The organism is Mixta theicola, from assembly GCF_002895925.1.
In the GTDB taxonomy this organism is placed as follows: Bacteria; Pseudomonadota; Gammaproteobacteria; order Enterobacterales; family Enterobacteriaceae; genus Mixta; species Mixta theicola.
In genome coordinates this window covers 127560-146008 of the sequence record NZ_NWUO01000007.1, presented here as the reverse complement: position 1 = coordinate 146008, position 18449 = coordinate 127560, and the positions used below count along the sequence as shown (strand labels likewise).

17 protein-coding genes are annotated in these 18449 nt (G+C 55.2%); 10 read left to right on the top strand and 7 right to left on the bottom strand.

Annotation, left to right across the window (positions count from 1 at the left end):
• Complete coding sequence (gene aceE / locus COO59_RS11300; RefSeq protein ID WP_103059891.1) at nt 1–2664, bottom strand: pyruvate dehydrogenase (acetyl-transferring), homodimeric type; 2664 nt, start codon at nt 2662–2664, stop codon at nt 1–3.
• A gap of 176 nt (nt 2665–2840) precedes the next feature.
• Nucleotides 2841–3605, bottom strand: a complete 765-nt coding sequence (gene pdhR, locus COO59_RS11295; RefSeq protein WP_103059890.1) for a pyruvate dehydrogenase complex transcriptional repressor PdhR — start codon at nt 3603–3605, stop codon at nt 2841–2843.
• A 537-nt stretch (nt 3606–4142) separates the two neighbouring features.
• Here pdhR and aroP point away from each other — a divergent pair.
• The 3 genes from aroP (at nt 4143) to COO59_RS11280 (ending at nt 8050) form a co-directional block, all read left to right on the top strand.
• The gene (gene aroP / locus COO59_RS11290) at nt 4143–5498 is read left to right on the top strand and encodes an aromatic amino acid transporter AroP (RefSeq protein ID WP_103059889.1); all 1356 of its coding nucleotides are present in this window, start codon (nt 4143–4145) and stop codon (nt 5496–5498) included.
• Between the two features lie 165 nt (nt 5499–5663).
• Entirely contained in the window at nt 5664–7079 is a 1416-nt protein-coding gene (locus tag COO59_RS11285) for a glycoside-pentoside-hexuronide (GPH):cation symporter (RefSeq protein ID WP_103059991.1), read from the top strand.
• Nucleotides 7076–8050 (top strand): glycoside hydrolase family 43 protein, encoded by a 975-nt coding sequence (locus COO59_RS11280; RefSeq protein WP_103059888.1) that lies wholly within the window; start codon nt 7076–7078, stop codon nt 8048–8050. Before COO59_RS11285 ends, COO59_RS11280 begins: the two co-directional genes overlap by 4 nt.
• Here COO59_RS11280 and ampE read toward each other — a convergent pair.
• The 3 genes from ampE to COO59_RS11265 form a co-directional block, all read right to left on the bottom strand.
• Entirely contained in the window at nt 8021–8875 is an 855-nt protein-coding gene (ampE, locus tag COO59_RS11275) for a beta-lactamase regulator AmpE (protein WP_103059887.1), read from the bottom strand. The two genes, COO59_RS11280 and ampE, sit on opposite strands and share 30 nt — an antisense overlap.
• Nucleotides 8872–9447 (bottom strand): 1,6-anhydro-N-acetylmuramyl-L-alanine amidase AmpD, encoded by a 576-nt coding sequence (gene ampD / locus COO59_RS11270; RefSeq protein ID WP_103059886.1) that lies wholly within the window; start codon nt 9445–9447, stop codon nt 8872–8874. Before ampD ends, ampE begins: the two co-directional genes overlap by 4 nt.
• A gap of 75 nt (nt 9448–9522) precedes the next feature.
• Nucleotides 9523–10719, bottom strand: coding sequence for an amino acid deaminase (locus COO59_RS11265; RefSeq protein WP_103059885.1), 1197 nt, complete (start codon nt 10717–10719; stop codon nt 9523–9525).
• Between the two features lie 177 nt (nt 10720–10896).
• Here COO59_RS11265 and nadC point away from each other — a divergent pair, with 177 nt between their 5' ends.
• The 4 genes from nadC to hofC all read left to right on the top strand — a co-directional run bounded on the left by nadC (nt 10897) and on the right by hofC (nt 14997).
• Nucleotides 10897–11787: a carboxylating nicotinate-nucleotide diphosphorylase gene (gene nadC, locus COO59_RS11260; protein ID WP_103059884.1), complete on the top strand. Its 891-nt coding sequence runs from the start codon at nt 10897–10899 to the stop codon at nt 11785–11787.
• 201 nt (nt 11788–11988) lie between these two features.
• Nucleotides 11989–12429, top strand: coding sequence for a prepilin peptidase-dependent pilin (gene ppdD, locus COO59_RS11255; protein WP_103059883.1), 441 nt, complete (start codon nt 11989–11991; stop codon nt 12427–12429).
• Nucleotides 12429–13805: a type II secretion system protein GspE gene (gspE, locus tag COO59_RS11250; RefSeq protein WP_103059882.1), complete on the top strand. Its 1377-nt coding sequence runs from the start codon at nt 12429–12431 to the stop codon at nt 13803–13805. Before ppdD ends, gspE begins: the two co-directional genes overlap by 1 nt.
• A complete protein-coding gene (gene hofC, locus COO59_RS11245; RefSeq protein WP_103059881.1) occupies nt 13798–14997 on the top strand; it encodes a protein transport protein HofC in 1200 nt (399 codons plus the stop codon). The genes gspE and hofC overlap by 8 nt, the downstream gene beginning before the upstream one ends.
• Here hofC and COO59_RS11240 read toward each other — a convergent pair.
• Entirely contained in the window at nt 14994–16034 is a 1041-nt protein-coding gene (locus COO59_RS11240) for a GMP reductase (protein ID WP_085067991.1), read from the bottom strand. The genes hofC and COO59_RS11240 overlap by 4 nt on opposite strands.
• 248 nt (nt 16035–16282) lie before the next feature.
• Here COO59_RS11240 and coaE point away from each other — a divergent pair, with 248 nt between their 5' ends.
• The 3 genes from coaE to yacG are packed head-to-tail and all read left to right on the top strand — an operon-like array spanning nt 16283 to nt 17859.
• Nucleotides 16283–16894, top strand: a complete 612-nt coding sequence (gene coaE, locus COO59_RS11235) for a dephospho-CoA kinase (protein WP_103059880.1) — start codon at nt 16283–16285, stop codon at nt 16892–16894.
• A 4-nt stretch (nt 16895–16898) separates the two neighbouring features.
• Nucleotides 16899–17642 carry a cell division protein ZapD gene (zapD, locus tag COO59_RS11230; RefSeq protein ID WP_103059879.1) on the top strand — a complete coding sequence of 248 codons (744 nt, stop codon included), beginning with the start codon at nt 16899–16901 and terminating at the stop codon, nt 17640–17642.
• Nucleotides 17643–17652: 10 nt separating this feature from the next.
• Nucleotides 17653–17859: a DNA gyrase inhibitor YacG gene (yacG, locus tag COO59_RS11225; protein ID WP_103059878.1), complete on the top strand. Its 207-nt coding sequence runs from the start codon at nt 17653–17655 to the stop codon at nt 17857–17859.
• Nucleotides 17860–17886: 27 nt separating this feature from the next.
• On the opposite strand, the gene mutT is transcribed toward yacG, so the two are convergent.
• The gene (gene mutT, locus COO59_RS11220) at nt 17887–18285 is read right to left on the bottom strand and encodes an 8-oxo-dGTP diphosphatase MutT (protein ID WP_103059877.1); all 399 of its coding nucleotides are present in this window, start codon (nt 18283–18285) and stop codon (nt 17887–17889) included.
• Nucleotides 18286–18449 lie beyond the last annotated feature (164 nt).

Here is an 18449-nt window from a genome sequence, read left to right as displayed (position 1 = left end):
TTATGCCAGACGCGGGTTGACTTTATCTGCATCGATATTGAATTTGGTAATGGCGTCCGCCACCACTTTCTTCTCGATTTCGCCGCGTTTAGCCAGTTCGCCCAGCGCTGCTACCACCACATAGGATGCATCCACTTCGAAGTGGTGACGCAGGTTTTCACGGCTGTCAGAACGGCCAAAGCCGTCGGTGCCCAGTACGCGATAGTCGCTGGCCGGGATATAGCTGCGAACCTGTTCAGCAAACAGTTTCATGTAGTCGGTAGACGCAACGGCCGGTGCATCATTCATCACCTGAGCGATATAAGGCACGCGGGCTTTTTCTGTCGGATGCAGCATATTCCAGCGTTCACAATCCTGGCCGTCACGCGCCAGTTCGGTGAAGGAGGTCACGCTGTAAATGTCAGAGCCGATGCCGTAATCTTTCGCCAGGATCTCTGCGGCTTCGCGTACGTGACGCAGGATGGCGCCAGAGCCCAGCAGCTGCACTTTACCTTTGCTGCCTTCCAGGGTTTCCAGCTTGTAGATACCCTTACGGATACCCTCTTCTGCGCCCTGCGGCATCGCCGGCATATGGTAGTTTTCGTTCAGCGTGGTGATGTAGTAGTAAATATTTTCCTGCGCTTCGCCGTACATGCGCGTCAGGCCGTCCTGCATGATCACCGCGACTTCATAGGCATAAGCCGGATCGTAGGAGATACAGTTCGGAATAGTCAGCGCCTGGATGTGGCTGTGACCATCTTCATGCTGCAGACCTTCGCCGTTCAGGGTGGTACGACCGGAGGTGCCGCCAACCAGGAAGCCACGCGCCTGTTGGTCGCCCGCCGCCCAGCAGAGATCGCCGATACGCTGGAAGCCGAACATGGAGTAGTAAATGTAGAACGGAATCATCGGCAGGTTGTTGGTGCTGTAAGAGGTCGCAGCAGCCAGCCAGGACGCGCCTGCGCCCAGCTCGTTGATCCCTTCCTGCAGAATCTGGCCTTTCTCATCTTCTTTATAGTAAGCAACCTGCTCACGGTCCTGCGGCGTGTACTGCTGGCCGTTCGGGCTGTAAATACCAATCTGACGGAACAGGCCTTCCATACCAAAGGTACGCGCTTCGTCAGCGATGATCGGCACCAGACGATCTTTGATCGACTTGTTCTTCAGCATCACGTTCAGCGCACGGACAAAGGCGATGGTGGTAGAGATCTCTTTATTCTGTTCTTCCAGCAGCGGAGCGAAATCCTCCATTGTCGGCAGTTCAAGCTTCTCAGAGAAGTTCGGCTGACGACTTGGCAGATAACCGCCCAGCTTTTGACGCTGACCGTGCAGGTAGTTGTACTCTTCAGAACCTTCCTGGAAAGTAATGTACGGCAGCGTTTCCAGGTTTTCATCGGTTACCGGTACATTGAAGCGATCGCGGACGTAGCGCACGCCCTGCATGTTCATCTTCTTCACCTGGTGAGCGATGTTTTTACCTTCTGCGGTGTCGCCCATACCATAGCCTTTAATGGTATGCGCCAGAATGACCGTCGGCTTGCCTTTGGTATCCTGCGCTTTTTTCAACGCCGCATAGATTTTCTTCGGATCGTGGCCGCCGCGGTTCAGCGCAAAAATCTCGTCGTCGGACATATCTTTCACCAGCTCAGCGGTTTCCGGATATTTACCGAAGAAGTGCTCGCGCACATAGGCGCCGTTGCGGGATTTAAAGGTCTGATAGTCGCCGTCAACGGTTTCGTTCATCAGCTGGATCAGCTTGCCGCTGGTATCTTTACGCAGCAGTTCATCCCAACGGCTGCCCCAGATAACCTTGATCACTTCCCAGCCGGCGCCGCCAAAGATGCCTTCCAGTTCGTTGATGATCTTGCCGTTGCCGGTTACCGGACCATCCAGACGCTGCAGGTTACAGTTGATGACAAAGACCAGGTTGTCCAGCTTCTCGCGGGTAGCGATAGTGATAGCGCCTTTAGATTCCGGCTCATCCATTTCGCCATCGCCAAGGAAAGCGTAAACGGTCTGGGCGGAGGTATCTTTCAGGCCGCGGTGCTCCAGATATTTCAGGAACTTCGCCTGATAGATCGCCGACAGCGGGCCCAGGCCCATAGAAACGGTCGGGAACTGCCAGAAATCCGGCATCAGTTTAGGATGCGGGTAGGAAGAGAGGCCTTTGCCATGCACTTCCTGACGGAAGTTATTCATCTGTTCTTCAGTCAGACGACCTTCCAGGAAGGCGCGTGAATAAACGCCCGGAGAAATATGGCCCTGGAAGTAAACCAGATCGCCGCCGTCTTTATCATTGCGCGCGCGGAAGAAATGGTTGAAGCACACTTCATAAATCGTCGCCGAGGACTGGAAAGACGAAAGGTGACCGCCCAGCTCCAGATCTTTTTTCGACGCCCGCAGTACCGCCATCATGGCGTTCCAGCGAATTGCGGAACGGATACGACGCTCCAGAGAGGTATTGCCCGGATAGTCCGGCTCTTCTTCAACGGCGATAGAGTTAATGTAGTTGCTGACAGCAGAGCCTGCAGCGACATTCACGCCGCCTTTACGCGCTTCGCTCAGCACCTGATCGATCAGGAACTGCGCACGCTCAACACCTTCTTCACGGATGACCGATTCGATCGCCTGTAGCCAGTCGCGGGTTTCGATCGGATCCACGTCATTATGTAAACGTTCTGACATGGGGGGTATTCCTTATCTGTGTCTAATACGTTGAATTGTCTGGAGCCTGTCTCCCTGCATTCTGATTCATTACAAAATGCAAGGAGACAGGCCCGTCGTTGGTTGCCGCGTATTCCTTTTGTCTTGCCAGGCAGCCTGGAGCGCCCTGCAAAATCTATGGTTATTCAGTTTACGCGTTATTCCTTACGTTGCTGTAAACGACGCAGGGAGCGTTCACGACGCGTCTGCTCCCGACTTCTGTCCAGCAATATCTCCTCAATAAACGCCAGATGACGGTGTGAAGCTTCGCGCGCCTTTTCCGGCTCGCGGGCCACAATCGCCGCAAAAATACTGGCGCGATGACTGCTTACCTGCGCCAGCATTTCCCGGCGTGAGTAGAGCAATTCAAAATTCTGACGGACGTTTTTTTCCAGCATCGGGCCCATTGAGCGTAGCAAATGCAGCAGCACCACATTATGCGCCGCTTCTGTTACGGCAATCTGATACTGCATAACCGCATCGGCTTCGGCATCCAGATCGCCGCTCTGCTGGGCATGTTCAATCGCCAGATGGCAGTCGCGTATGCGCTGCAAATCCTCTTCGGTTCCCCGCAGAGCAGCGTAATAAGCCGCGATACCTTCAAGCGCATGGCGGGTTTCCAGCAGGTCGAACTGGGATTCGGGATGATCGGCGAGTAACGCTACCAGAGGATCGCTCAGACTTTGCCACAGGCTTTTCTGGACGAAGGTGCCGCCGCCCTGACGACGCAGCAGAAGCCCTTTTGCCTCCAGGCGCTGTATCGCTTCACGCAAAGAGGGGCGAGAAACGTCAAACTGCTTAGCAAGTTCCCTCTCAGGGAGAAGCTTTTCCCCCGGACGCAGCGTACCCTCCATAATCAGGGACTCAAGCTGTTGCTCAATTGCATCCGAGAGCTTTGGTTGGCGAATCTTACTGTAGGCCATTGTCCCTTCTTCTGCCAGGCACCGAAGTCAATTGGTAATACCAATTGAAAAAAAGTGACGTTAAAGTAACAAAGTATTCACCTTCTGTCTATATGGCATCTGCCAGAACCGGGGGGAAACGTTACGTCACAAAACGGGGAAAACAGCGATGAAAATGCGCTATTTCCTGCGAAGTCTTAAATTTAACCGCTGTTTTTTACAAACCTTAACGTGGGTTTAGACCTGCATCTCATTTTACGACATAAGCGCAAGCTATTCGCCTTTATTCGAATTCAATGGCACAAAAAAGAAAATCTGACGTGACGGCAACAGCGTTTTTTAGGAGCCGCTACGCACGGACAGAGAAAGCAGGTGCATTCGGGCACGCTTAACACTATTCTTGGCGTCGGGGTAGCATCGCAGGCGATTTGCGCCAACCCACTCTGTAAAATAAACAATACATAAAGTGTAACGGTACCCATACAAGCGTACCGCCTGTCCGCAGGCACTACAGCGCCAACTCTTCAGGGAAGGCGAAGAACTAACACGAGGGTTTTTATGGAACAACAGCAGGGCGATACGCTGAAGCGCGGATTAAAAAACCGTCATATTCAGCTGATTGCATTGGGCGGCGCCGTGGGTACCGGCCTGTTTCTGGGAATTGGGCAGACCATCCAGATGGCCGGGCCTTCGGTATTATTAGGCTATGCCATCGGGGGCTTTATCGCTTTTCTGATTATGCGTCAGCTGGGCGAAATGGTAGTCGAAGAGCCGGTGGCCGGATCTTTTAGTCACTTCGCCTATAAATACTGGGGCAATTTTGCTGGCTTCGCTTCCGGCTGGAACTATTGGGTGCTGTATGTGCTGGTCGCGATGGCCGAACTGACCGCCGTAGGAAAATATATTCAGGTCTGGTGGCCGGAATTTCCTTCCTGGGCCACCGCCGCGCTGTTCTTCGTGCTGATAAACGTCATCAACCTGACCAACGTTAAAGTTTACGGCGAGATGGAGTTTTGGTTCGCCATTATTAAAGTCGTCGCGGTCGTCGGGATGATCCTGTTCGGCGGCTGGCTGCTGTTGAGCGGACAAGGCGGGCCGCAGGCCTCGGTCAGCAATATCTGGGCGCAGGGCGGCTTTTTCCCGCACGGCATTAGCGGGCTGGTGATGGCGATGGCGGTGATTATGTTCTCGTTCGGCGGCCTGGAGCTGGTCGGCATTACCGCCGCTGAAGCGGACGATCCGGCGAAAAGTATTCCGCGCGCCACTAATCAGGTTATCTACCGTATTCTTATTTTCTATATCGGTTCGCTGGCGGTACTGCTCTCGCTCTATCCGTGGGTCAAAGTGGTTGGCGAAAGCAGCCCGTTCGTCATGATTTTCCACGACCTCGGCGAAACGCTGGTGGCCAACGTGTTGAACGTCGTGTTCCTGACGGCGGCGCTGTCGGTTTATAACAGCTGCGTCTACAGCAACAGCCGTATGCTCTACGGCCTGGCGAAACAGGGCAGCGGCCCGCAGGCGCTGCTGAAAGTTGACCGTCGCGGCGTTCCCTATGTTGCGCTGGGCGTGTCGGCGTTGGCAACGGCGATTTGCGTGCTGATTAACTATCTGATGCCGGGCGAGGCCTTTGGCCTGCTGATGGCGCTGGTGGTCTCGGCGCTGGTGATTAACTGGGCGATGATTAGCCTGGCGCACCTGAAATTCCGTAGGGCGAAAAATCGCCAGGGCATACAGACGCGCTTCCGTGCCATTCTTTATCCGGCCGGTAACTGGATTTGCCTGGCTTTTCTGGCCGCGATTCTGGTGATTATGCTTATGACGCCGGGCATGGCGATCTCCGTCTGGCTTATCCCGGTCTGGCTAATAGTGCTGGCAATTGGCTACGCCATTAATAAACGATCGCAGCAACGCTGACGATTTACCGGGCGCTTATGCGCCCGGTTTCCTTTACGCTAAGCGTTATGTTCTTCACACTTTTCTCTTCGCAGTTATTTTGTCCATCTCGATGACCAACCTGTATTAGCCCCGCGTTCGTTAAGCCTCAATAATCATTCCACTGCTCAGTGGGAGAATAAAATGATGAACGGCTCTGCGCTTTCTTTTAAAGAAAAGCTGGGTTACGGCATGGGCGACGCTGGCTGTAATATGATTGGCGGCGCCATAATGCTGTTCCTTAACTATTTTTATACCGATGTCTTTGGCCTGGCGCCTGCGCTGGTCGGCGTGTTACTGCTTTCGGTACGCGTACTGGATGCGGTAACCGATCCCCTTATGGGCGCGATTGCCGATCGTACCCAAAGCCGCTGGGGCCGCTTTCGTCCCTGGCTGCTGTGGATTTCAGTTCCGTATGTTGTATTCAGCGTGCTGATGTTTACCACGCCGAACTGGAGCTATGAATACAAGGTGGCCTACGCCTTTGTGACCTACTTCCTGATGTCGCTGGCCTATACGGCGATCAATATTCCCTATTGCTCGCTGGGTGGCGTTATTACTAACGATCCCCATGAACGCGTTTCCTGTCAGTCTTACCGCTTTGTGATGGTGGGCATCGCAACGCTGATCCTGTCGCTTACCCTGCTGCCAATGACGGAGTGGTTCGGCGGCGGCGATCGGGCGCGGGGTTATCAGATGGCGATGGGCGTGATGGCCGTTATCGGGCTGCTGATGTTCCTTTACTGCTTCGCCACGGTGCGCGAACGTATCCGCCCTGCCGTCCCCAGCAATGACGATCTGAAAAACGATCTGCGTGACGTCTGGAAAAACGATCAGTGGGTGCGCATTTTGCTGCTGACCTTCTGCAACGTTTGTCCGGGCTTTATTCGCATGGCGGCAACCATGTATTACGTGACCTGGGTAATGGGGCAATCGACCCACTTCGCTACGCTGTTTATCAGCCTCGGCGTGGTTGGCATGATGATCGGCAGTACGCTGGCGAAAGTCATGACCGACCGCTGGTGTAAGCTGAAGGTCTTTTTCTGGACCAATATCGCCCTGGCTATTTTCTCCTGCGGCTTCTGGTTCCTTAATCCGCAGGCCACGGTATTGGTTACCGTAATGTATTTCCTGCTGAATATTCTGCATCAAATCCCTTCTCCGCTGCACTGGTCACTGATGGCAGACGTGGATGATTACGGCGAATGGAAAACCGGCAAGCGTATTACCGGCATCAGTTTCTCCGGGAATCTGTTCTTCCTGAAGGTCGGCCTGGCGGTAGCCGGTGCGATGGTCGGTTTCCTGCTCTCATTTTATGGCTACGATGCAGGGGCTAAGCAGCAAGGCAGCAGCGCGCTGCACGGTATCGTGCTGCTGTTTACCGTGATCCCCGGCATCGGTTATTTAATTACCGCTGGCGTAGTACGCCTGTTAAAAGTCGATCGACACCTGATGCAAACCATTCAGCAGGATCTGGCGAAACGGCGGGAAAATTATCGTGAACTGAGCGCGCTGCGCGAAGACAATGCTTTTGATATTAAACCAGAAGGAACGGCATTATGACTCAGTGGCCCAATCCGTTAATTGAACAGCGAGCGGACCCCTTTATTTTACGCTACCAGGATCGCTACTACTTTATCGCCTCCGTCCCTGAATACGATCGCCTGGAACTGCGCTGCGCTGATACCATTGTCGGCCTGGTGGAAGCGGAGTCGGTGGTGGTATGGCGTAAACCCGACATCGGCCCGATGAGCGCGCTAATCTGGGCCCCGGAAATTCATCATATTGACGGACAGTGGGTGATCTATTTTGCCGCTGCGCCAATGCGGGACATTAAAGAAGGCCTGTTTCAGCATCGCATGTATGCCCTGACCTGTGATGATGCCGATCCGTTAAACGGAAACTGGCAGGAAAGGGGCCGCATTCGTACCCCTATCGACAGCTTCGCGCTGGATGCCACCACGTTTCGTCATCAGGACAAACAGTGGTATCTGTGGGCGCAGAAAGATCCGGCGATCCCTGGCAACTCAAACCTTTACCTGGCAGAGCTGGAGAACCCCTGGACGCTAAAAGGCAAGCCGGTGATGCTCAGCCGTCCTGAATATGAATGGGAATGCGCCGGCTTTAGCGTGAACGAAGGGCCAGCGGTGGTTCGTCACGGCAACCGGCTGTTTGTGAGCTATTCGGCCAGCGCAACGGATGAGAATTACTGTCTGGGGCTATTGTGGATTGATGTGAATGACGATCCCATGCAGCCGGCCCAGTGGAATAAATCTGCCCGACCGGTATTTACCACCAGCTGGGAAAACCGCCAGTATGGGCCGGGCCATAACAGCTTTACCGTGGATGAGGCGGGCAATGATTTGCTGGTCTATCACGCCCGCAACTATACGGAAATCGAAGGCGATCCGCTGTGGGACCCGAACCGCCATACCCGCATTAAAGCGATACGCTGGGACGCTAACGGCATGCCCGACTTCGGCGCGCCGTCAGCGGATACGCTGTTAAACCAGCGTGCCGTAAATAGTCAGTAGCGCCACCACCACCACAATCACCAGCGAGACCTTTTTGGCCAGCGCCACGGCTATCCGTGGCGTTTCCACGCTATCCCACCGCTCGTCGCGCTCCAGCGAATACTGCGCCAGCTGGGTTAATATCTGATACTGCGGGCGACGCACGTCGCTTAACGCCGCAAACCAGGCCGGCAGCGCCCGCTCGCCGTGTCCCAGCAGCGCATAAGCCACGCCAGCCAGCCGAACCGGCAGCCAGTCAACCCAGTGCAAAATACGATCGATCCCGGAATGGGCGCGCTCAAGCGGCGTATGATGCTTTGCCAGCCAGCTCTGCCAGGCGCGCAGAAAAGCGTAACCGGTAAGCAGCACCGGTCCGTAAGCGCCACCGACGACGAACCAGAACAGCGGCGCCAGATAAAAACGGTAATTAATCCACAGCAGCGCGTTTTGCAGCTCTTTCAACGTTTCCTGTTGATTGCACTCTACCGGCATGCCGTGAATCAGCGTAAGCTCTTCCGCCATTGCGCTACAGGCATTGGCATCGCCGTGGCTGGCCGCCTGCAGATAAGCGTGATAATGCAGCCGCACCGAGCCCGCACCGATACACAATAGCCCCATCAAAATCCAGAACAGCAGCTGTACCGCGCCAAAAAATAATCCGCGCAGCGATAAAATTATCACCAGAACCACCAGCATCGCGACCAGCGTCATGGCGATAGTTCGCCATAGCGAAAAATGACGGCGCCGACGAAAAAACGGCTCCAGCCGATGGTCAAGCTGCCAGTGTTCACCCATTTTGAACAGGCGTTCCCAACCTAAAACCAGTAACAAAGAAAAAAGCGTCATGCATTCCGCTCCGGTAAATGTAAGCTGGCGGCATCCGGCAGGCCGCGCAGAAAGCGAGCCCAGTCAAATGCTGGGCCAGGATCGGTTTTACGTTCCGGGGCAATATCACTGTGCCCGGTAATCTGTGCAGGCGTAATCGGATAATAGTGCATCAGCAGACGCGTTATGGTCTGCAACGAGTGATACTGCGCGTCGGTATAAGCCAGCGTATCGGTTCCTTCCAGCTCAATCCCAATCGAGAAATCATTGCAGTTATCCCGGCCCTGCCAGCACGATATGCCCGCATGCCAGGCGCGCCTATCGAAAGGAACATACTGCACGATTTCACCATCGCGCCGAATCAGGCAGTGGGCTGCCACGCGCAGATGCGCTATGTTGGCAAAATAAGGATGCGCCGTAGGATCGAGCGTGCCGGTAAACAGCGCATCGATCCAGGGGCCACCAAACTCGCCGGGCGGCAGGCTGATGCTATGTACCACCAACAGGCTGGGAACCTCTTCCTGTGGACGAATATTGAAATGCGGTGACGGCACGTGGCGAACGCCTAATAGCCAGCCATCTTTTAACTCCATGCCTGGGTCTCCTGCTTGTTTTTTTCCACAGCCTAACATGAATTTGTCACTCTATTTACATACCTTGTGCCGCCGTTAAAAACAGGTTTCCAGTCCCTCTGCGACCTCCAGCTGCTCATTGACCAGACAAAAATAACGCCATTTATCGAAGGTCAGGCAGGGATGCGATGCGCCAAAGGCGATAATATCGCCCGGCTGCAGAGCATGTTCCGCCGGGCCCTGCAGGAACAGGTGTTGATCCATCAGCTTAATGGCGCGCCAGCGGTTATCCAGCGCGACCGGCTGCGTGGCGTGACCATGCCAGACGCGCAAAGGCACCGGCATATCATCATGAGCAATATCGCGCTTGCCCAGCGCCACAATCACCCTGCCCGGCTCCGGCACCGACTGTACGCAGGCAAAAATTTCCATAGCGGGCAGCAGAGCCTCTTCCAGCCGTGGCTGACGCGCCAGCACGCCCTGCTGCGCCTGCTGATAAATGCCGTGATCGTGAACCAGATAACAGCCGGGCCGCATTACGGTAAGAAAAGCATCGCGCGCCTGTTGTTGAGAAAACGCCGCCGCCACACGATCGTACCAGGCTGAGCCGGAAGCGGTAATTAACGGCTGCGCCCGGTTAAAAGCACCGGTGTTTTTTAGCCCCAGCGCGACCGTGACCAGACGTTCAATAAAGCCATCAACCTGCGGCTGTTCGCCGTTAATGACGCCTTCATAGCCTTCAACGCCGCACAGTTCCAGCGCCGGTTCAGCCTGCACGGCGGCGATCAGCGCATCGATTTGCTCATCGCTACGGCAGCCACAGCGCCCGTTGGCGACGCCCAGTTCCAGCAGTACCTGTAATGTTAACTGCTGCGCGGCGAAAAATTGCCCCAGCTGCCGTACGTTCTCAACGCTATCCACCAGACAGTAAAAATCCACCCGGTACTGACGCAGCATATCCGCGACAATCTGCATATTGGCGCGCCCGATCAGCTGGTTGGCCATTAAAATGCGCTCAATCCCCTCTTTCGCCGCCACCGCACTTTGTACTGCGGTCGCCAGCGTGATTCCCCACGCGCCGGCTGCTATCTGGCGACGGAAAAGACCGGGCGCCATCGTGGTTTTGCCATGCGGCGCCAGAACGGCGCCGTGCCGATCGGCTAACCGCTGCATCCAGTGCAGGTTATGCTCAAGCGCGGTTTGATGCACCACCAGCGCCGGCAGGGAAATATCAGTTAACAGGTGCCGTCCGGTAACCGGCAGGCCTTTTTGTGGACAAGTTAAAGAGAACATTTAGGGTTTCCCTGGTTACTGTATTTATTCACCAATACCCTGGTGTTAACAAAAGTGCCACCTTAAAAAAATCCGTTCCAAATAAGTTTAGTATACTAAACTTTCTTACCCTCTACTGGTGCCGGCCAGCCGTTCACGCTACATTAAGCCCACGCCAAAAACCATTACGGGAACCTTATGACACAGCGACGTTATAATCCAGACAGCCGACGGGCGGATCTGCTTTCACGTATCGAAGATGATATTCCAGGCAGCGTGAAGCAGGCATTGCGGGAAGATCTCGGCGGCGAAATAAACGCTGATAATGATATTACCGCCAGCCTGCTGCCCGCCGATCAACAGGCGCAGGCAACCGTTATCACGCGTGAAGCCGGTGTTTTCTGTGGTAAACGCTGGGTGGAGGAAGTGTTTATTCAGTTGGGGAATCAGGCCAGGCTGACCTGGCACGTCGCCGACGGTGACATTATCAAGCCGGAGCAGAAGCTTTTTGACGTTGCCGGTCCGGCGCGCCTGCTGCTTACCGCTGAGCGCACCGCGCTTAATTTTGTGCAAACGCTTTCCGGCGCCGCCAGCGAAGTGAAGCGCTATGTCACGCTGCTGGAAGGTACGCAAACCCGGCTGCTGGATACGCGCAAAACCCTGCCCGGCCTGCGTACCGCCCTGAAATATGCCGTTTTATGCGGCGGCGGCGAGAATCATCGCCTCGGTTTAACCGATGCCTTTCTGATTAAAGAGAACCATATTATCGCCAGCGGCTCTATTCGCCAGGCGGTTGAGAAAGCGCTTTGGCTACATCCGGATGTGCCAGTAGAAGTGGAAGTGGAAACGCTGGATGAACTGGAGCAGGCGCTGGCCGCCGGTGCCGATATTGTAATGCTGGATAATTTTACCGTTGAGCAAATGCGCGAGGCGGTAAAAATCAACCAGAGCCGTGCGCTGCTGGAGGTTTCCGGGAATGTCACCGACCAGACGTTACGCCTGTTTGCTGAAACCGGCGTTGACTATATTTCGGTTGGCGCATTAACCAAACACGTCCGCGCGCTGGATCTTTCAATGCGTTTTCAGTAAGCCCTCTCGTGGCGCCAGGTTTGCGCGTCACGTTATCCGGCGGGATAAGCTAAATATGCGATCCCGCTTCCAGCTGGCGTTCCATTCGCGGTAACAAACCCAACTTTTTCCCGACCCGGCTTCCCGCTGGCTTATCCTCCCCTCGCTCCATCTTCTCCTGTCGATTAACGTCAGTCGGGTTATCAACATGGAGAGATAAATATGCAACAACAGGGTTTTACACTAATTGAGCTGATGATCGTGATTGGGATCGTCGCCATACTCAGCGCGATCGGCATGCCGGCGTACCAGAGCTATCTGCAAAAGGCAGCCCTTACCGATATGCTGCAAACCATGCTGCCGTATAAAACGGCGGTTGAGCTATGCGCCGTTGAGCATGGCGCTACGTCTGGCTGTAGTGCGGGCAGTAATGGCGTCCCCACCGAAAAAGGTTCGCGTTATGTCTCCGCAGTGAGCGTAGCGTCGGGCGCGATTACGCTAACCGGGCAGGAGAGCCTGAACGGGCTGACCGTGACGCTGACGCCGCAGTGGCAAAGCAATGAAGGCCAGATGATCTGGCAACGCAGCTGTGACAGCAGCAACAGCAGCCTGAAAGATAGCTGCCACGCCGTTTTCCGCTTCGATGATAGCGGGAATTCATAATGAGCGAGGCAGAACGGAACCTGCGCGAGCTTTGTCGTCAATATCAGGCACTGCTGCTAAACGAAGACGAGAAAACCATTACCGTTGCGCTGGCCGGTATGCCAACAACCGAAATGCTGGAAGCGCTGCATTTTACCAGCCAGCGCCGCGTACAGATCGAGCGCTGGCCGCAGGCGCGGCTGGAACAATATCAGCAGGCGGAGGCCTCCGGCGCGGGAAGCATGCCGGAGCCGATTACGCCATTGGTCGATCATCTTCTGCTGCGTGCTTTCCAACGCCGCGCGTCAGATATACATATTGAACCCTGCGCTGCTGGTATGCGGGTTCGCTTACGTATTGACGGTGTTCTGCAGCCGTTGCAAAACATCAGCGAAACCCAGCAGGCCGCGCTGATCGCCCGCCTTAAAATTCTTGGCAATCTTGATATTGCTGAACGGCGACTGCCGCAGGATGGACAGTTTACGTTGCAGCTGCAGGGCGTGCAGGCGGCGTTTCGGCTTTCCACGCTGCCCGTTCGCGCAGGAGAAAAAGCGGTGATTCGCCTGCTGCAAAGCGAATCGCAGGATCTGGCGCTGGACAAGCTGGGCATGCCGCCAGCCGCGCTGACGCATTTTCGTAGCGCGCTGGCCCAGCCGCAGGGATTAATTCTGGTTACCGGCCCGACCGGCAGCGGTAAAACCTTTACGCTCTACAGCGGCCTGAACGCCCTTAATCAGCCGGGAAGTAATTTGTGCAGCGTTGAGGACCCGGTGGAAATCCCGCTGCCGGGGGTCAATCAGACGCAAATTAATCCTCGCGCCGGGCTCGATTTTCAACGCGTATTGCGCGCCCTGCTGCGCCAGGATCCGGACGTTATTATGCTGGGTGAAATTCGTGATGCGGAAAGCGCCGAGATCGCAGTCAAGGCGGCACAAACCGGACATCTGGTGTTATCCACATTGCATACCAATTCTACGACTGAAACGCTAACCCGGCTTGGGCAGATGGGCATTCCCGGTTACCTGCTGGCTTCAGCGCTGCGCCTGGTTATTGCACAGCGTCTGGTGCGCCGCCTTTGTCCTCACTGCCGCGCGCCGGCAGAAAAGATTGAGGACCTGCCTGCGCAGAGCTGGACTGGCTCGCTGCAGAACTGGCAGGCCGTAGGCTGCGATCACTGCTTTTCCGGTTATTATGGCCGACTGGCGCTGTTTGAAATGCTGCCGATCAACAGCGAGCTGCAAACGGCTATTGCCGACAATGCCAGTAGCGAAACCTTAAGCCTGCTGGCTCAGCGGCAACAGCTTAACAGCCTGTTCGTTGAAGGTCTGAACGCGGTTAATCGTGGGGAAACATCCCTGGCAGAGGTGTATCGGGTGATAGGCGTCGGTCATGGCTAACTGTCGTCTCTGGCACTGGCAGGCGATGAATCAGCAAGGCGAAATCATCGCGGGAAGCTGGCTGCTGTCGGAAGAACAGCAAATTATGGCAATAATGGCGCAGCAGCAGCTTCTGCCGCTCTCCTGTAAACGCGGCAGGTATTACCGTTCCCGAGACTGGAAGACGCAGCAAAAAATTGCACTAATGCATCAGCTGGCAACGCTGTTAAAGGCGGGGTTAACCCTTTCCGCCGGGCTGCATCTGTTGAGCGAGGGCGAGACGCATGCGGGCTGGCGCGCCCTGCTGCTGGCATTGCAGGAAGAGGTTGCTCAGGGCACGCCTTTTTCTGTCGCGCTGGCAAAATGGCCGACGATCTTTCCGCCACTCTATTCGGCCTTAATGCAGGTTGGTGAGCTGACCGGCCAGCTGGATCGCTGCTGCTCACAGCTGGCCAGCCAACAGGAGCGACAGTTACGCTTACATAAAAAGGTGATTACGGCGCTGCGTTATCCGGGGTTTATTTTGCTGGTTGCGCTGACGGTAGCGGTTGGCATGCTGTTACTGGTGCTGCCTGAGTTTGTGGCTATTTATCATGCGTTTAACGCGCCATTGCCCGCTTTTACCGCCGCCGTACTGGCTCTTTCTGCCGGTCTGCAGCGGCTCTTTGTTCCGCTGGCTATCACCAGCGCAGGTCTGATTGCCGCGTGGCGCTACCTGCGTAAACGCCGACCCGGCTGGCAGCGCCGTGAGCAACGCTGCCTGCTGCGGATGCCGCTGCTTGCGACGCTGTGGCGCGGTAGCCTGCTCAGTCAGATCTTTACTACGCTCACTTTAACGCAGCAGGCAGGATTGCCACTGCTGCATGGGCTACAGGCGGTTGAGCAAACCCTTACGCCGTTGCTGTGGCGTGAAGCGGTGCAGCAGCTACAGAAACGAATCGCTAATGGCACGCAGCTACATCAGGCAATTGCAGGTAGCGCGCTTTTTACGCCGCTTTGTCGTCAGTTAATAAAAGTGGGAGAGGAAGCCGGAGCGCTGGATGATTTGCTGGCGCGCCTGGCGCAGTGGCATGAAAACCAGACGCATGAACTGGCGGATACGCTGGCGGCGACGCTGGAACCGGTAATGATGATCATTACCGGTGCCATTGTCGGGACCCTGGTGGTCGCTATGTATCTGCCAATCTTTAATCTGGGCGAAGTTATCGGTTAGCGGTTAAAAACGCGGTTCTCCTGCTCCGCCACGCGAATAAAAGTGGTGCGCTTAGTCAGCTCTTTCAGCCGCTCGGCACCAACGTAAGTACAGGCGGAACGCAGGCCTCCGAGAATATCACGCGCCGTTGCTTCTACCGGGCCGCGCAGCGGGAGCTTAACCGTCTTGCCTTCGGCTGCACGATATTCCGCTACGCCGCCGACGTGGCGCTTCATAGCCGATTCAGAACTCATGCCATAAAACAGCATGAATTTTTCTCCGTTTTCCTCGACAACGCGACCTTCACATTCGTCATGCGCGGCCAGCATGCCGCCGAGCATGACGAAATCCGCGCCGCCGCCGAAGGCCTTAGCCACATCCCCCGGCACCGAACAGCCGCCATCGCTGACGATTTGCCCGCCCAGGCCGTGCGCGGCATCGGCGCATTCAATCACCGCCGACAGCTGCGGGTAACCCACGCCGGTTTTTACTCGCGTGGTGCACACCGAGCCGGGGCCGATCCCCACTTTCACAATATCCGCCCCCGAAAGAATCAGCTCCTCGACCATTTCGCCGGTTACCACATTACCGGCGCAAATGGTTTTATCCGGGCAGGCTTCGCGTGCGCGCTGCAGGAATTGTACAAAATGCTCGGAATAGCCGTTCGCTACATCGATACAGATGAATTTGAGAGCCGGCGAAAGCGCCAGGATCGCCTGCAGTTTAGTGAAGTCGGCATCCGAAGTTCCGGTGGAAACCATAACGTGCTGTAGAACCTGTTCAGGTACGCGCTGAACAAAGGCGCGCCATTCATCAACGCTGTAATGTTTATGCACCGCAGTTAAAATATCAAAGCTGGCCAGCACTTCCGCCATGCGAAAGGTGCCCACGGTATCCATGTTCGCGGCAATAATCGGAACGCCAGACCAGGCGATACCGGAGTGTTTAAAAGTAAATTGACGGCTCAGATCCACCTGCGAGCGGCTTTTCAGAGTAGAACGCTTAGGACGAATCAGCACGTCTTTAAAACCAAGCTTTAAATCTTCTTCAATACGCATACCATCATTCCTGGGTTTTTGGCGACGATCTGACGATCGGGTGCTGCAGCCAGCTCCAGTGACGTTATCATACGCTCTAAAAACGCGCGTACAAGACTGCGAAAACACCTTTAAGTACGCTACAATCCGCTAAATTTACCTGAAGGTAGTCAATGTGATCGCTATTGCAAAATTTGTTATTGTCGCTAAAGGTTAAAGGTTAATAGCAGACAACACGGCGTTTACAGACGAAGCAGGAACTGAAACAGATGCCTTACACAGTTGCGCTGACCGGTGGTATCGGCAGTGGGAAAAGTACCGTTGCAGCAGCCTTTGCCGGGCATGGTGTGGAAATTATTGACGCGGACATCATTGCCCGTCAGGTGGTAGAGCCAGGCCAGCCCGCGCTGAATGAGATTGCTACGCGCTTTGGTTCGGCGATCCTTCATGCGGACGGTACGCTAAATCGCGCCGCGCTGCGTCAGACTATCTTTAACTCTCCGGCTGATAAAACCTGGTTAAATCAGTTATTACATCCGCTGATCCATGCAGAAACGCGCCAACAGCTGCTGGCGGCCCGCTCGCCCTGGTGTTTATGGGTTGTGCCGCTGCTGGTGGAAAACCACCTGGAAAAACTGGCCGATCGGGTGCTGGTGGTGGACGTCGAGCCTGAGATTCAAATTGAACGAACCATGGCCCGCGATCGAATTACGCGCGAACAGGCTGAAAAAATTATTGCTGCTCAGGCCACGCGTGCGGCGCGGCTGGCCGTAGCGGATGACATCATTGAAAACAGCGGGCCGCCTCATGAAGTGTTGCCGCTGGTCGCCGAACTGAATCAGCGCTATCTGGCGCTGGCCGGAGCGATAAAACAGGATTAACAGCATGAGTAAAATTGTCCTTTTCGAACATCCGTTAAATGAGAAAATGCGTACCTGGCTAAGAATTGAGTTTTTGCTCCAGCAGCTCCAGGCCAGCATTGATATAACCAGTCACCTTACCGCTCTGACATTTTTCCGCAATATCAGTGAGCTGTTAGATGTCCTTGAGCGTGGAGAACTGCGTACCGAGATCCTTAAAGAGCTGGATCGCCAGCAGCAAAAGCTGCTGGCATGGAGTGATGTTCCGGGCGTGGATACGGAACGGGTGGGCGCGCTGCGTCAGCAGCTAAAACTGTATACCAGCGAACTGATGGCGGCGCCGCGTATTGGTCAGGCCTTACGTGAAGATCGCCTAATTGCGCTGGTGCGTCAGCGATTGAGTATTCCCGGCGGCTGCTGCAGTTTTGACTTGCCTACGCTGCACGTCTGGCTGCATCTCGATCAATCGTTGCGGGATGCTCAGGTCGCCAGCTGGATGGGGACGCTTGATCCGCTACGACAGGCATTGTTTATGATTCTGGAACTGATTCGTCAATCCGGCGTCTTTCGCCATCAGACCAGCCTGAACGGCTTTTATCAGGACAACGCCGAAGGCGCTGATTTGCTGCGCCTGCAGCTGGCACTGGAAGCCAGTCTTTATCCGCAGGTTTCGGGCCATAAAACCCGCTATGCGATTCGTTTTTTACCGCTCGACAGCGAACGTGGCGAAATACCGGCACGTCTCGATTTCGAGCTGGCCTGTTGTTAGAGGTGTAATGATGAACAAAGATATTACTACGGTCGCCTGCCCAACCTGCGGCAAGGCGGTCATCTGGGGAGAACAGAGCCCGTTTCGACCATTCTGCTGTAAACGCTGCCAGCTTATCGATTTGGGCGAATGGGCTGCTGAAGAAAAACGCATCGCCAGCAGTAACGATCTGTCAGATAGCGATGACTGGAGCGAAGAAGAGCTCCCTCGCCATTAACATTCAGGGCAGCGATGCTGCCCCTGATTACGGGCGCGCTTCGGCCAGCAGGCGCGTGACCAGTTTGTGATTCGCGGGCGGAAATTCGTCGGCGATCAGTTCGCGCTGCGGCACCCAGCGCTGCGGCTGCCCTTCACGGCCCCACGGCTCACCCTGCCACTGTTCCACAAGAAAGAAGTGTAGCGTTACGCGCACATCCTGATAGGTATGATCGGCATTACCAAACGCGGTGGCGGCAAGCACGACGATGCCGGTTTCTTCCAGCAGCTCACGCTTAAGCGCCTGTTCCGCGCTCTCGCCTGGCTCAATTTTTCCACCCGGAAATTCCCACATATTCGCCATATGCGAACTGGCCGGGCGGCGCGTCAGAAAGATTTCCTGTTGTGCATTACGGATGATGCCAACGGCAACCTGAAGATGTTTCATTTTCGCATCCTTGTTAATAGAATGAGGGGCAGTATAGCCTGATTTTGTTACGTTTTATACCGCTGCGGTATCGGGTACGGCCGGTCAGGCTGACCTGAAAACGCCCCCTTTCATCGCCTTTTTGTTATTTAAGGCTACCCAGCGCGAGCGCATTAACTGGTCAG

What these genes read in the sequence shown, in the direction of transcription:
- aceE (WP_103059891.1), bottom strand. Translation starts at nt 2,664, where the DNA reads ATGTCAGAACGTTTACATAATGACGTGGATCCGATCGAAACCCGCGAC.
- pdhR (WP_103059890.1), bottom strand. Translation starts at nt 3,605, where the DNA reads ATGGCCTACAGTAAGATTCGCCAACCAAAGCTCTCGGATGCAATTGAG.
- aroP (WP_103059889.1), top strand. Translation starts at nt 4,143, where the DNA reads ATGGAACAACAGCAGGGCGATACGCTGAAGCGCGGATTAAAAAACCGT.
- COO59_RS11285 (WP_103059991.1), top strand. Translation starts at nt 5,664, where the DNA reads ATGAACGGCTCTGCGCTTTCTTTTAAAGAAAAGCTGGGTTACGGCATG.
- COO59_RS11280 (WP_103059888.1), top strand. Translation starts at nt 7,076, where the DNA reads ATGACTCAGTGGCCCAATCCGTTAATTGAACAGCGAGCGGACCCCTTT.
- ampE (WP_103059887.1), bottom strand. Translation starts at nt 8,875, where the DNA reads ATGACGCTTTTTTCTTTGTTACTGGTTTTAGGTTGGGAACGCCTGTTC.
- ampD (WP_103059886.1), bottom strand. Translation starts at nt 9,447, where the DNA reads ATGGAGTTAAAAGATGGCTGGCTATTAGGCGTTCGCCACGTGCCGTCA.
- COO59_RS11265 (WP_103059885.1), bottom strand. Translation starts at nt 10,719, where the DNA reads ATGTTCTCTTTAACTTGTCCACAAAAAGGCCTGCCGGTTACCGGACGG.
- nadC (WP_103059884.1), top strand. Translation starts at nt 10,897, where the DNA reads ATGACACAGCGACGTTATAATCCAGACAGCCGACGGGCGGATCTGCTT.
- ppdD (WP_103059883.1), top strand. Translation starts at nt 11,989, where the DNA reads ATGCAACAACAGGGTTTTACACTAATTGAGCTGATGATCGTGATTGGG.
- gspE (WP_103059882.1), top strand. Translation starts at nt 12,429, where the DNA reads ATGAGCGAGGCAGAACGGAACCTGCGCGAGCTTTGTCGTCAATATCAG.
- hofC (WP_103059881.1), top strand. Translation starts at nt 13,798, where the DNA reads ATGGCTAACTGTCGTCTCTGGCACTGGCAGGCGATGAATCAGCAAGGC.
- COO59_RS11240 (WP_085067991.1), bottom strand. Translation starts at nt 16,034, where the DNA reads ATGCGTATTGAAGAAGATTTAAAGCTTGGTTTTAAAGACGTGCTGATT.
- coaE (WP_103059880.1), top strand. Translation starts at nt 16,283, where the DNA reads ATGCCTTACACAGTTGCGCTGACCGGTGGTATCGGCAGTGGGAAAAGT.
- zapD (WP_103059879.1), top strand. Translation starts at nt 16,899, where the DNA reads ATGAGTAAAATTGTCCTTTTCGAACATCCGTTAAATGAGAAAATGCGT.
- yacG (WP_103059878.1), top strand. Translation starts at nt 17,653, where the DNA reads ATGAACAAAGATATTACTACGGTCGCCTGCCCAACCTGCGGCAAGGCG.
- mutT (WP_103059877.1), bottom strand. Translation starts at nt 18,285, where the DNA reads ATGAAACATCTTCAGGTTGCCGTTGGCATCATCCGTAATGCACAACAG.